Raw genomic sequence first — 12801 nt, 5'->3', positions numbered from 1 at the left:
ATCCCAGTTCTCCAGGCAAGCAGCAAGGAGCGGCGGCTTCAACGATACCGACGTCACTGCGCTCGCAGTCAGGTCCACGAGGCATCCAGCATCTTCCAAGGTTGCGGGGGCGGTCAGGTCGCCAGCAAACCCTGGAAAAATGCCCCTCGCTATCGCCGCATCCAAGGAGGACTGCGGAAATGGCACGGCAGACAAGAGGGTATACACTTGTGCCGACATTGTCACGCTTCTCTCCGAAAGTGAATACTGAACTCAGTACAGGAGAATGCCCGGGTTGCCAATAGGGTTGTGAGGTCGTGGTGCCGGCAGAAAAGGCAAAAACCGGGATATTCGCCCGATATGCAAGCATTTTTGTCGTAAGACGATGCTCGTGGTTCGTGACAATCCACCCGGGGACTTGACAACCTCGGTCCCTTTGTCCTCAAGTGTCGTCTGAATGCTGTAGCCACTTTGTGTGAGCGTACGGCCTTCGCTCAAAGCTAAAAGGGGATTGGCAATGATCAATGGGAAGCAGAAAAGCGTAGTGCGGACCCTTCTGGCCGCAACGATGTTCGTAGCCGCCACTACGGCGAGTTACGCGCAGGAAAAGAAGCTGGAAGTTCTGCATTTCTTCACCAGCGGTTCCGAAGCAGCGGCCATTGGCACCATCAAGGACGCGTTTACCGCAAATGGCTATTCGTGGGTCGACTTGCCTGCGACTGGTACCGATACCCTCAACCAGGTGCTGCGCTCTCGCGTCACCGCAGGCTCCCCGCCGAATGCGGTCTTGATGCACTCGAATGAAGTCAAGCAGTGGGTGGATCAGGGCGCGCTGGCTGATTTGTCGGCGGTGGCAACAAAGGGCGACTGGGACAATGTCATGTCCAAGGGGCTGATCCCCCACCTGAAGCTTAACGGCGCCTTTTATGGCGTGCCCACCACCATCGAGCGCACCAACTGGCTTTGGTACAACAAGAAGGTGTTCGATAAGTTGGGTCTGCAGCCGCCCGCCACGCTCGATGAGTTCCATGCGGTAGCGGACAAGCTGAAGGCCGCTGGAGTGATCCCCTTGGCGATAGGCGGCGTCAACTGGCAGGAGGCGACACTCTTCGAGACCGTGCTTGTCGCTGTTGGCGGTCCCGATTTCTACCGCAAGGCCATCGTGGAGCAGAACGAGGAGGCCTTGAAAAGCGACACGATGATCAAGGTCTTCGATGAATTTCGCAACATGAACAAGTATGTCGATCCGAACTATCCGGGACGTGACTGGAACATAGCCGCCAAGATGGTCATGACCGGCGAAGCTGGCATGCAGGTGCTCGGCGATTATGTTAAGGGCGAGATGGTGCTGGCCAATCTGAAGCCGAATATCGATTATGGCTGCGCGCCGCCTCCCGGCAATGCCCAGACCTATCTCAGCGTTTCCACTGCCTTTGTTTTCTTCAAGAACAAGGACGCTGCGGTTAAGGCCGCGCAAGACGCATTGGCCGAGGTTGTTTTCGATCCCAAAGTGCAGCTAGCCTTCAACCTGAAGAAGGGGGCGACGCCGGCGCGCACCGATGTAAACGCCGATGCGCTCGATTTCTGCGCCCAAGCCTCCTTCAAGGCCCAAAAAGATGCGGCATCGCTAGGCCAGGCCTTTCCTGCGATCTCACACTTCGAGGCCTGGAGCCCGGCCAAGAGCGGCGTCTTCATGGATGTCGTCTCGACCTTCTTCGAGCAGCCGTCGATGACGTCCCAGGCCGCCGTGGATCAACTCGCGAGCGGACTGAAGTCAATCTCGGAATAGTAGGGGCGTCCCCATACTGCCGCACCGTGGATTGTTCCAGCAGGAAACGATTTGCGGTGCGCTGCAGGTCAGGAATCTAAAGCAACGGTTGGCGGCAAGGCGGATGGAATTGCTATCGCTCAAGTCCGAATCCTTTACTGCGCGTCCGAGTTTGGTAAGCGGCAGTGCGCGCGCGTTTCTGGGCAGATACGCGTCGCAGATTGCCTTGGCGCCCTCGATCGCGATCGCGTCGATTTTCGTCTACGGCTTCATGATTTGGACAGCATATATATCTTTCAGCGCATCCGGCATGTTGCCCGACTATCACTGGGTCGGCTTGAGGCAATACTATAATTTATGGTCAAATCCGGTCTGGATCCAGTCGGCCAAAAATATCGTGGTGTTTACGTTTCTCTACATCTTGATCACAACCGTCGTCGGTCTCTTTCTCGCCATCCTGCTCGACCAAAGAATACGTGCTGAAGGCGCTTTGCGTCTCATCTATCTCTATCCGATGGCTCTGTCCTTCGTCGTTACCGGGACTGCTTGGAAGTGGATCCTAAACCCAGGTCTCGGCATAGAACGCGTCATGCACATGTGGGGATGGGAGAGCTTCCGTTTCGACTGGCTCGTCAACCCGCGCTTCGCCCTTTACACAGTTGTGCTAGCCGGTGTGTGGCAGGCATCTGGCTTCGTTATGGCGCTCTTCCTCGCCGGCTTGCGAGGAATAGACGAAGATCTGATCAAGGCGGCGCGGCTGGACGGGGCGGGAGGTCTATCGATCTATCGTCGCATAATCATCCCGCTCCTGGGGCCGACATTCGTGACTGTCGCGGTTGTGCTTGTACAGCAAGCCTTGCGAACCTTCGACCTGGTGATAGCGCTGACGAATGGCGGGCCAGCCAACAACACCCAGTTGCCCGCGACCTTCATGTACAAGCAGACTTTCGAGCGATCGCAACTTGGTGTCGGAGCAGCCAGTGCGGTGATGATCTTCATGACAATCCTGGCAATCGTCATACCCTATCTCTACGCTTCGACCCGGAAGGGCTCCAATGAGCACGCATGACGTGGTGCTTGGAACCGGTCTTGCGCACCGGGCAACGCGAGTCATTATTTATGGTGCGCTGCTGTTCATGGCGGTGATCTACATCTTTCCGCTTTTGGTGGTTGTGCTGACGTCGCTAAAATCTCTTGAGGAACTCCGCAGCGGCACGATGATCGACCTGCCTGCGTCTCCCACACTACAGCCCTGGCGCGACGCGATGTTCAATGCTTGCATCGGCACGAGCTGCAACGGGCTGGCGCCCTATTTTCTGAATTCGGTCGCCATGGTCGTGCCCGCGGTCATTTTGTCGACGCCGATCGGTGCGATCAACGGCTTCGCGCTGACCCATTTCAAGTTCCCCGGGCACAATTGGGTCTTCGCCTTCCTGCTTTTCGGCGTGTTCATACCGTTGCAGATCGTTTTGATCCCTCTAGCCTATGTGATGGGTTCTCTCGGTATCGCAAACAGCGTGGTGGGGCTCGTTCTAGTGCACGTCATCTACGGCATTGCGTTCACAACCCTGTTCTTTCGCAACTTCTTCGTCACCGTTCCGCACGAGATCGTCAGCGCTGCCAGGATGGATGGTGCCGGATTCCTCCAGATTTTCCGCCGGATCGTGCTTCCGATTGCCATTCCGACGATTGTTGTGTCGGTCATCTGGCAGTTTACGCACATCTGGAACGATTATCTTCTAGCCACGACCTACACGTCCGGCCTGACCTCTCCGGTGACGGTCGGTCTGTACAACATGGTCGCATCGACGACTGGAACGAAGCAATACAACGTCAACATGGCTGCGGTATTCCTGACTGCCCTGCCGACTCTGCTGGTCTATGTCTTTGCCGGGCGCTACTTCCTGCGCGGGCTGGCCGCTGGATCCATCAAGGGTTGAAGCGGCCAGGACTGGTGAGCCAAATCATGATCGTCTGGACCCAGCCATCTGCCAGGTTCGCATCCCACAGGAAATGTCCGTGACCGCAAATTATGACTTTATCATCGTGGGCGCCGGATCCGCCGGCTGCGTGCTGGCCAACAGGCTCAGCGCCGACCCTGCGACCAAGGTTCTTCTGCTCGAAGCTGGTCCACGGGACCGCAATCCCCTGATCCGGATTCCAATTGGGGTGAACTACACGGTCGGAAGCAAGCTCGATTGGAAACTGGTGAGTGAGCCCGAGGCGGGCGCCGATAACCGGCGCCTCAACCTTCCGCGCGGCAAGGTGCTTGGCGGGTCATCTGCGATCAACGGCATGATCTTTGTGCGAGGGCACGCAGAGGACTTCAACGACTGGGAGCGCGCCGGCGCCACCGGCTGGGGCTGGGACAGCGTCCTGCCCTACTTCAAACGAATGGAGACCTGGCAAGGACCTTCATCGCAGGACCGTGGGTCATTCGGGCCTATTGCCGTCAGCTATGGAAGTTATCGCACGCCTTTGTTCGAAGCGTTTCTCGAAGCTGGTCGCGAGATGGGTATGCCGGTGGTCGACGACTACAACACCGGCGATCATGAAGGTTTCGATTGGGTTCAATACAATATTGACTCAAGGCGCGGCGTTCGCTGCTCCGCCGCGCACGGCTACCTCCAGCCGATCCGCGGCCGCAAGAACCTGACCGTCATCACGGATGCGCATGTCACTGGCCTGATCCTGCAGGACAAGCGCTGCAGCGGAGTGCGATATGTCCGCCACGGCGTCGACCACTCTGTCGCAGCCGGCGAGACGATCCTGTGTGCCGGAGCATACATGTCGCCGCACCTTCTGATGCTGGCGGGTATAGGCCCTGCGGATCGGTTACAGGCCGTCGGCGTCCGTCCGACCGCCGACCTTCCCGGCGTCGGCCAGAACTTGCAGGATCATTGCGGCAGTTTCGCCCAGTTCGCCTGCACAAAGCCGTTGACTTACTATTCGTTGAAGAATCCGGTTCGTGGCCTCAAGGCGGCAGCAGAGTACGTCTTCAGGCGAACGGGTCCGATTGCGGTTTTCCCAATGTCGGTGCAGGCCTTCCTGCGAAGCAGTCCCGCACAGCAACGGCCGGACCTGCAGGTGCAATTCTATCCCGTTAGCCGCAACTTGAAATCGCCTAAGGGCGAGGTCGGAACATTCAACGCCTACGCGCTGCAATTTGGCTTGATGCGGCCGAAATCTCGTGGCTCGCTTTGGCTGCGATCCACTGATCCGTTGCAGCCGCCGACAATCCAGCACAATTTTCTCGCCGATCCCGCCGACGTCGGGGCCCTGACCGAGGGCTTGCGCCTGGTTCGTGAAATCAATGCCCAGAATGCATTTCGAGACTTCACCGGCGAAGAAATCGATCCAGGTCTGCATATCAGATCCGACAACGCCATCCAGGCCTATAACCGAAGGAACCTTTTGAGCGAATATCACCCATCCGGCACCTGCAAAATGGGAACCGATGAGATGGCCGTGGTCGACCCGCAATTGCGGGTCATCGGCATTGACGGCTTGCGGGTTGCCGATGCGTCCGTAATGCCGGTGGTCACGACTGGAAACACCAATGCGCCCACTATGATGATCGGTGAGAAGGCAGCAGCGCTGGTCCTCGGCGAGAGTTAACTGCATGCGGTCCGGAGCAGAGGGCCGCACAACACATGTCTCGACCAATCCGAAGTCCCGGCCGGCATAGATGACTGAAATACCACGATAAACAACGCCGATCTGTTTCGGGGCGAGGGGCGTTTGTCCCTCCTCCATCATGCGGGCGTAGGCTCAGTGCTGCATACAATTCCGATTTAAGGAGAGACACCGTTGCAAGCTATCCGTGACCAGATCGATCAGATCGAGCAAGAGACCCGCAGGCTTGTCTTCACCGTGTTCGGCCAGGCCGACGCGCTCAGGCTAGGCAAGACCTTGCTTGCGCTGGCCGAAAGCGAGGATTTGACGGTGGCTATCGGCGTCGACCTCGGCGAGCAGATAATCCTGCGTGCCGCCACGCCTGGTACCAGCGCCGACTATCAGCATTGGATAGAAAGGAAATTCGCGGCAGTACGCCGCTTTGGCAAGGCGTCTATGCAGCTCGAGCTCCAAGCCCGGGTAGAACCTGATTTTGCTCAAGAGCGTGCGCTTGACCCAGCCCGGTACGTGCTTTGCGGGGGCGCCGTGCCAATCCGTATTGGTTCGACGCTGGTTGGCGCAATTGGATGCGCCGGCCTGGCCTCGATCGATGACCATCGGTTGGTCGTTCGAGCGCTTGAAACATATCAGAAGGCCATTGACGAGAAGTGATGAAGATTGCATACTGCATGCACTATTGTTCGCCTACCCAGGAAGGAAGAAGGAATGTACCCGTTCAAGACGACCCCCGAAGGTGCGCAATGGATCGAGAAAGCCAGAGCTCTCAAGGAGGTCTTCGCCAAGCGGGCAAGGCAGGTTGACGAGGCGGGGGGCTGGCCGCACGAAAACTGGCGCGACATGGTCGATGGCGGTTTTCTGAAGCTCGGCATTCCAAAAGAATATGGCGGCTATGCCGATGAGGATGCCGGCTTCAGCAATCTTTGCCATGCCGTGGTCGAAATCTTCGCGTCGGCCTGTGGGAGCACCGGCTGGATCATCCAGAACCAGTATCACTGCTTCGGGTTGGTGGCCGGGCTCGCCAACGAGGAGCAGAAACGGCGCATCCTGGGCGACGTGGCGCAGAACGGGGTCGGCGTGGCGTCGGTTGGCAGCGAGGTGCAGCCCGGCCGTTCACAAGTGGTTCCGCATAAGGATGGCAAGATTTCGTTCGCATCGGATCTGACGCCGACCGAAGGCGGCTTCCTCGCCAATGGCTTCAAGGGTTTCACCAGCGGCGGCGCGGCATCGAAATACCTTCTGTTCTGGGCATTGGCACCTGGGACGGACGACCCCGATGTCGGAGCCAGCGTCTTTGTGATCGAGTTGCCAAACCCGGGCGTCGAATTCGTCGCAGGCTGGGAAGAGGCGACCGGCATTCGCGCATCGCTGTCTGGCGGCGCCAAATTCACCAACGTCTCCATCCCTTGGAAAAACGTCCTTGGCGAACCTGGTGATTTCAATCAGACCCACCCCTACACGTTCGAACTTGCCTACGCGGCGCATTCGCTTGGCTCCGCGCAGGGGATCTACGAGGAGGTGAGGGACGTCGTAGCGACTCGGCCCTTTCTTCAGCAGGACGACACCAACATGTATTCCCTCGGCGAAATGGCTTCAGCCATCGCCGCGACGCGGTCGCAGCTGTGGTATGCGCAGCATCTCTACGATCAGAAAATGTGGGGCGAGGCCGCGCACGCGACCCTCATGGGCCTTCATATGGCCAAGACAACCGTGGGCATGGTTTCGACCAAGGCCTTCGAGATCGTCGGGACCCGAGCTGTGTTTCGTTGGAGCAGCATCCCGCGCCTGATGCGTGATGCGCGTGTCGCCACGCTTCACACGCGCGAAAGCATGATCATGAAGACGGTCGCCAAAACTGAGCTTTCGCGCGATTATTTCCCCAAGGCGAAATATGGCCGGCGGCTCCAGCCCAGCGAGCGCAAGACCTGGGCCGATCTTGGCTTCCATTTCGACCGGGACGCGGCATGACCTCTGGCGCCGGCGGGGTACAGTCATTACTGCCCTTCGATCGTGCCGAATTCCGTGGGCGGGTGGCACGTGTCCTTTCGGAGGTGACCGCTCGCGGCGCTGGTTTGCTGCTCGTGGACCAGATCGACAGCTTGGCTTATCTGACAGGCTACAGCCACTCTGGAGCCCGCTATCAGGCGGCCTTGATCTCGCCCTCGGGAGCCGTGACGCTTTTGGTCCGCTCGGCCGATCAGGTCGGAGCGAGGCGTCAGGCTGCGGCGGACGCCTTTGTCACCTTCGATGACCACGAGGACGAAATCGCCCTTTTGGCACGGTTGATACGCGATAGCGGCGAACCAGTGCTGGCTGTCGAGACCGACAGCCACTTCCTCACGATCCAAAGATACGAGCGTATTCAGGCTGAAATGCCAGGGCTGACGTTTGTGGATTTCGGCAAGGTCATCTGGGAACATCGGCTGATCAAATCGCCGGCCGAAATTGAGGCTTTGCGCCGCGCCTGCGCCATAGCTGACGCGGCCGTCCAGGCCGGGACCGATGCCATCTCCGTTGGCCGATCGGAGCGCGAGCCGGCCATCGCCACATACCGCGAGGCAATCAAGCTGGGTGCGGATAATGGTCGCGTTGCCGTGTTCGGTTACGGCAGCACGGTCGCCAATATGCATGGCCGGTTGGGTGAACGGATCATGCAGGCCGGCGAGCTCTACTTCATTGAGGCGGTGCCGCAAGTCAACGGCTATTCCGGCCGGATCGCGCGTCCGATGGCGGTTGGACATGTCTCTGACCGTCACCGAAGGATAGCCGACCGCATCGTTCAGATTCAGGACGAGTTCATTGCCGCGATGGTCCCCGGCGCGATTTCCGGCGAAATCGACCGTGTTGCCCGGGAGACAATGCTTCGCGAAGGCCTGAAGAAGACTTATCCGCAGGTCTCGGCCTATACGCTTGGCTATCACGCCGTACCGCGCACCTCCGACCACACCCGGATATTCATGCCAAACGAAACGTGGGCGCTGGAGCCCAACATGGTGTTTCACGTCATCCATTATTCTGAAGGCATGCCTTTCAGCGAAACGGTTCTGGTCACCGAAAATGGCCCTGTGCGCCTGACCCAAACGCCACGGGAGATTGCCGTAAGATGAGCCTTCAGGGACAGCGTGTTCTCGTCATCGGCGGATCCAGCGGTATGGGCGAGGCAGGAGTTCGCGCTCTCGCCGCTGTGGGCGCGCGGGTCGTCATGGCGGACAGAAAAGAGGCGCCGCACGATCTGGGCGCCGAGTTGGTGCTGACGATCGACATTGCTGACGACGATCAAATCGGCTCGGTCGTAGCCAAGGCCGGCGAGCATCTGGGTGGCCTCGACGCTGTTTGGAACAATGCCGGCATTTGCCATGTCGGCACGGTCGAGAGCATGGAACTTCAAGCATTCGACTTGAGCTTCGCGCTCAATGTGCGGGCCAATGCGGTTCTGGCGCGCGCCGCTCTTCCCCGGCTGCGTGAGGCTGGCGGCGGCAGCCTGCTGTTCACAGCCTCTGCGGCATCCATCATGGTGGCCAAGGGTTCGCTCCCCTATATCGTATCGAAATCGGCATTGCTGACGATGACCCGGCAACTCGCGCTTGAATATGCCGGCGACAACATCCGCGTTAATGCCCTCTGCCCGGGTTGGGTGGATACACCCTTCAATGCTCCGGTCTGGGAGATGTTTGGCGGTCGCGAGTCTTTTCTGCAGAAAGTTCCTGAACTCGTGCCTTTGCATCGCATGGGCACCGTCGGGGAGTTCGGTGCCATCGTACGATTCATCCTTTCGGAGGATGCGCGATTCATGACCGGCCAGGCAGTCGTGGTCGACGGCGGAGAGTCGCTGATCAAAGGGCCCGCACGCTGATCGGCGGATGCCCGGCAAACCTACAGGAACAGCCATGAGTGATATCGTAATCATCAACGCCACCGTCCTCGATCCTCGAGAAGCGAAGTTGCGTTCGGGTCAGCAGATCAGGATCGAAGGTCAAAAGATCGTCGAGATCGCCGGATCGGTCGAGGCCCCACACGACACGGTGAAAATCGATGCCGGTGGCCGCGTTGTGATGCCTGGCCTGATCGACGCACACGTTCATGCGATGGCCCACGTCAACAATCAGGTCACTCTGGCCAACACCGCGCCTTACCTCGTTGCTGCGCACGCCTCAAAAATCCTTGCCGGTTATCTGCGGCGTGGGTTCACCACCGTGCGGGATTCGGGGGGCGCGGATGCGGCGCTCGCGGAAGCAACGCGACTGAATCTGTTTCCCGGTCCACGTCTTTTTGTTCCCGGATTGGCGCTCGCCGTAACGGGCGGCTTGGGGGATTTCCGTGTCCGCACCGAGCATGAGCAAGGCTGCCCGCACTGCCGTAGCACGCGCAATATCAGCCGCGTCGTCGATGGGGTCGATGCTGTCCGCCGCGCCGTGCGCGAGGAGATCGCGGCAGGCGCTCACCAGATCAAGCTGATGGCTGGCGGCGGCAATTCGGGCAAGTCCTCGATCTATTCACCGCATTTTTCACTGGAAGAGCAACGGGTCGCAGTGCAGGAAGCTGCCGATTTCGGCACCTATGTCATGGCGCATTGTTATGGCGTTGACGTCATCCGCCGAGCGCTTGAGGCAGGTGTGCGCACCATCGAGCATGCCAACCTTATTGACAAGGACACCGCCCGCCTGGTTTCCGAAAAGAACGCGTATGTGGTGCCGACGCTTGCGACGTTTGAGGCAAGCATCTTCTACGCCGATCAACTAAGCACGCCTGCGCACATCGTCGAACAGGTCAAGATGATGCTGCGCCGCGGCGTCGAGGCGGTAAAAATCTGCCGCGACGCCGGTGTGAAGCTTGGTTTTGGCACCGATCTGGAAGGTGTCATGCACCACTACCAGCTGCAAGAGTTCAAGATCCGTTCGGCGGTCGAGACGCCGGCGCAGACCTTGCATTCGGCCACGATAGTGAATGCCGAAATCGTGCGGCAAGAGGGCAAGCTCGGGGAACTCATACCGGGCGCCTTCGCAGATATCCTGATCGTCGACGGAAATCCCCTCGACGATATTGGTGTGTTCCAGGAAGATGGAAGTGGTATCCGGGTTACTATCAAGGACGGCTACGTTCACAAGCGCGACATCTGACGGGACACATCGCTTTCATCGGACTGTCACCGCAGCGATATTCGCTGAAATGGCGGCCCCCACGGATCACTCTGCTCACGGCCGGTTTGGCAAGAGCTAAGACCGTTTTTGAAGTCTTCCTTCACCGGTTGCGGCCGTTACCAAACATCGGTCAGGTCCGATCTGCGGTCGTGCAAACTGGTCGCTCACCAAAGCAAAAGCTAGCCGGTGTGGGATCACTATGTTGTCGCATGAGCCCTTACTCTTTGCGCCGCGTCATGCAGCCGGTCGGGCGACAATATTCCATTCTGCGTCGCTTTCAGTACGCCTAAGCACAAATCCTGCAGATGCTCGCCCCCGGCCACCAGGAGCAAGTCCACGCCGGCATTGAGCGATTTTATCGCCGTGTCCAGGAGACTGTTGCCTCGCATCGTTGCAGGGGCATCCAGATCATCGCTGACGATCAACCCTTTGAACTGGAAAGTATTGCGCAGCAAATCGACAACAGGTTTGGAAACGCAGGCCGCGTTCTCGGAGTCGAGCGCAATAACTGGCGCTGGTCCAACCATAACCCCCTTTGTTCCCGCGGCGATAGCCGCCTTGAAGGTCGCGGCATTGCTTATTATGCGGTCAAGCTCGGTGGCCAGTGCCACATCGGTTAGCGCGGGATCGGCATCCATATGATTGAAGCCGGGGAAGTGTTTGGTGATTGCCGTGATACCCGCGCGCTGAACGCCCCGGACAAATGCCGCACCCATTCGAGCTGTCGTATTGACGTCCGAGCTCATCGTTCGGCCGTTGAGCCACGCGTTCTCGCCGTCCACGGTGTCCACGATAGGGGCGAGAAACATACTGACCCCGAGTTCCTGCGCCGACCTGGCGCTCTCAAAGCACCTGGCCTCAAGTTCCGGGTCGCTAAGTGCTTGTGCCAATGAGAGAGAGGGGAAATCCGAAGCCAGGCCTTCCAAGCGGCGAATCCCGCCCAACTCCTGGTCAACAGCCACGATCAACTTCCCGGCCTGTGCCCTCAGAGCGTCGATGTGGTTTTTGAACTGCGAGGTAGATTCCGAGCGAAGGCGAGCCGCGCTCATTTTGCGCTGAACGTACTCATGCCGAGACTCGCCAATTAGGATCGAGCAGCCCCCGTTGGCGATGAACGGGTGCATAACTTTTCCGAAATCCCAATTATCGAACGCGGGTAAAAATACGGCATGCGCGTCGCGCAACAGGGTGTCGTTCAAGGTGAGCTCCTTTTTCAGGGTATGTAGCCGGTCGCCTAAGTGACCGGCATCAATCGTCGTCGTAATAGCCGGCGCGGTGTTGCAGGCAAACAAATGATAGTAGCGGCATTGGCTCTCGTCGCCGCCGAGGGCTTCGAAAGCGTTTCGGCGCGGCGATGGCTAAGCCGCGGTCGGCAGCGCGAGTTGGTGGGCCGCGTTTGCGACCGCGTCCAGGGTTTGGCCCAACTGCATGACGGCGTCCTCCGGCAAGGGCAGCAGCGGTCGACGGACCTCACCAAGACCGTTGCCAAGATGAGCGGCCGCTGCCTTCAGCGTCGAAACATAAGGGTTCCGATCGAGGAAGTGGCAAATTGGCCAGAGTACATCCCAGATCGTTCTGGCGGCTCGAACATCGCCCTCGACATTGATCATATTGAAGAGCGCGACCCAAAGCTCCGGAAAGATGTTTGGGGCTCCGGAAATCACGCCTGGTGAACCAGCGGCAAGGTTCGAAAAGGTAAGCGTATCGCACGCACTCACCAGTTCGATCTTCCTATCCTTTGTCTGCAGCAAGTCCCAGTAGTCCACGAAGTTGGGGCTTCCAAGCTTGATGAAATCAACACCTGGAATTTCACCCAGCCGAACCCTCTGTTCCGTTGTCAGGTGCAGCCGGGTGGCAACAGGCGCGTCGTAGATGACCACGGGAATATCAATCGAGGAAGCCACGTCCTCATAGAGTTTGATCAACGCCTGCTCCGGCATTGGCTCATAGGACCAAGGCATGACCAGGGTGGCAACGGCCCCACCTTGCTGGGCATGTTGACTCAACTGAACTGTCTCGCGGGTGCTCGGAGCGCTCGAATTGGCGATAATCGGCAATCTGCCACCGGATACGTTGGTGGTGATTTCAAGAAGCGATCGGCGCTCAGCATTGGAGAGCGTGAAAAACTCGCCAGTGCTTCCCGCAACCAGTATGCCCCCTGCGCCAGCACCGATTTGTCGCTCCACTATTCCGGCCACTGCGTCGTAGTCAACAACGTCATTGTCTCTGAATGGAGTAAGCATTGCGGTGATGATTCCAGAAATTACCGATTTCTTTGTCATT

Annotated in this window: 11 protein-coding genes; 9 read left to right on the top strand and 2 right to left on the bottom strand. The window is 58.6% G+C overall.

Annotated features, from left to right (window positions below; translation table 11 throughout):
* Positions 1–496: 496 nt before the first annotated feature.
* The 9 genes from JG746_RS28775 to JG746_RS28735 all read left to right on the top strand — a co-directional run bounded on the left by JG746_RS28775 (position 497) and on the right by JG746_RS28735 (position 10497).
* Positions 497–1768, top strand: coding sequence for an ABC transporter substrate-binding protein (locus JG746_RS28775; RefSeq protein ID WP_202355805.1), 1272 nt, complete (start codon positions 497–499; stop codon positions 1766–1768).
* A gap of 31 nt (positions 1769–1799) precedes the next feature.
* Positions 1800–2816, top strand: a complete 1017-nt coding sequence (locus JG746_RS28770; RefSeq protein ID WP_244730516.1) for a carbohydrate ABC transporter permease — start codon at positions 1800–1802, stop codon at positions 2814–2816.
* Positions 2803–3687: a carbohydrate ABC transporter permease gene (locus tag JG746_RS28765; RefSeq protein ID WP_202355804.1), complete on the top strand. Its 885-nt coding sequence runs from the start codon at positions 2803–2805 to the stop codon at positions 3685–3687. Before JG746_RS28770 ends, JG746_RS28765 begins: the two co-directional genes overlap by 14 nt.
* Before the next feature lie 79 nt (positions 3688–3766).
* Positions 3767–5365 carry a GMC family oxidoreductase gene (locus JG746_RS28760; protein ID WP_202355803.1) on the top strand — a complete coding sequence of 533 codons (1599 nt, stop codon included), beginning with the start codon at positions 3767–3769 and terminating at the stop codon, positions 5363–5365.
* 192 nt (positions 5366–5557) lie between these two features.
* Positions 5558–6034, top strand: coding sequence for a heme-binding protein (locus JG746_RS28755; protein ID WP_202355802.1), 477 nt, complete (start codon positions 5558–5560; stop codon positions 6032–6034).
* Between the two features lie 54 nt (positions 6035–6088).
* On the top strand, positions 6089–7348 hold the full coding sequence (locus tag JG746_RS28750) for an acyl-CoA dehydrogenase family protein (RefSeq protein ID WP_202355801.1): 1260 nt from the start codon (positions 6089–6091) through the stop codon (positions 7346–7348).
* Positions 7345–8487: a M24 family metallopeptidase gene (locus tag JG746_RS28745; RefSeq protein WP_202355800.1), complete on the top strand. Its 1143-nt coding sequence runs from the start codon at positions 7345–7347 to the stop codon at positions 8485–8487. Before JG746_RS28750 ends, JG746_RS28745 begins: the two co-directional genes overlap by 4 nt.
* Complete coding sequence (locus JG746_RS28740; RefSeq protein ID WP_202355799.1) at positions 8484–9233, top strand: SDR family NAD(P)-dependent oxidoreductase; 750 nt, start codon at positions 8484–8486, stop codon at positions 9231–9233. The genes JG746_RS28745 and JG746_RS28740 overlap by 4 nt, the downstream gene beginning before the upstream one ends.
* A 34-nt stretch (positions 9234–9267) precedes the next feature.
* Complete coding sequence (locus JG746_RS28735) at positions 9268–10497, top strand: metal-dependent hydrolase family protein (RefSeq protein WP_202355798.1); 1230 nt, start codon at positions 9268–9270, stop codon at positions 10495–10497.
* A 218-nt stretch (positions 10498–10715) separates the two neighbouring features.
* Here the strand turns inward: JG746_RS28735 and JG746_RS28730 are convergent, their stop codons facing one another.
* Together JG746_RS28730 and JG746_RS28725 are read right to left on the bottom strand one after the other, a co-directional pair.
* Entirely contained in the window at positions 10716–11717 is a 1002-nt protein-coding gene (locus tag JG746_RS28730; RefSeq protein WP_244730515.1) for a glycoside hydrolase family 3 N-terminal domain-containing protein, read from the bottom strand.
* Positions 11718–11876: 159 nt separating this feature from the next.
* Positions 11877–12800, bottom strand: a complete 924-nt coding sequence (locus JG746_RS28725) for a dihydrodipicolinate synthase family protein (RefSeq protein WP_202355797.1) — start codon at positions 12798–12800, stop codon at positions 11877–11879.
* Position 12801 lies beyond the last annotated feature (1 nt).

It is taken from the genome of Mesorhizobium sp. 113-3-3 (assembly GCF_016756495.1).
In the GTDB taxonomy this organism is placed as follows: domain Bacteria; phylum Pseudomonadota; class Alphaproteobacteria; order Rhizobiales; family Rhizobiaceae; genus Mesorhizobium.
The sequence above is the reverse complement of the archived record's forward strand: the minus strand, read 5'-3'. Positions and strand labels throughout refer to the sequence as shown.

Bases quoted from the DNA above. Each gene is read 5' to 3' on its own strand.
- JG746_RS28725 (WP_202355797.1), bottom strand. From the start codon at position 12,800: ATGACAAAGAAATCGGTAATTTCTGGAATCATCACCGCAATGCTTACT.
- JG746_RS28765 (WP_202355804.1), top strand. From the start codon at position 2,803: ATGAGCACGCATGACGTGGTGCTTGGAACCGGTCTTGCGCACCGGGCA.
- JG746_RS28750 (WP_202355801.1), top strand. From the start codon at position 6,089: ATGTACCCGTTCAAGACGACCCCCGAAGGTGCGCAATGGATCGAGAAA.
- JG746_RS28735 (WP_202355798.1), top strand. From the start codon at position 9,268: ATGAGTGATATCGTAATCATCAACGCCACCGTCCTCGATCCTCGAGAA.
- JG746_RS28745 (WP_202355800.1), top strand. From the start codon at position 7,345: ATGACCTCTGGCGCCGGCGGGGTACAGTCATTACTGCCCTTCGATCGT.
- JG746_RS28775 (WP_202355805.1), top strand. From the start codon at position 497: ATGATCAATGGGAAGCAGAAAAGCGTAGTGCGGACCCTTCTGGCCGCA.
- JG746_RS28740 (WP_202355799.1), top strand. From the start codon at position 8,484: ATGAGCCTTCAGGGACAGCGTGTTCTCGTCATCGGCGGATCCAGCGGT.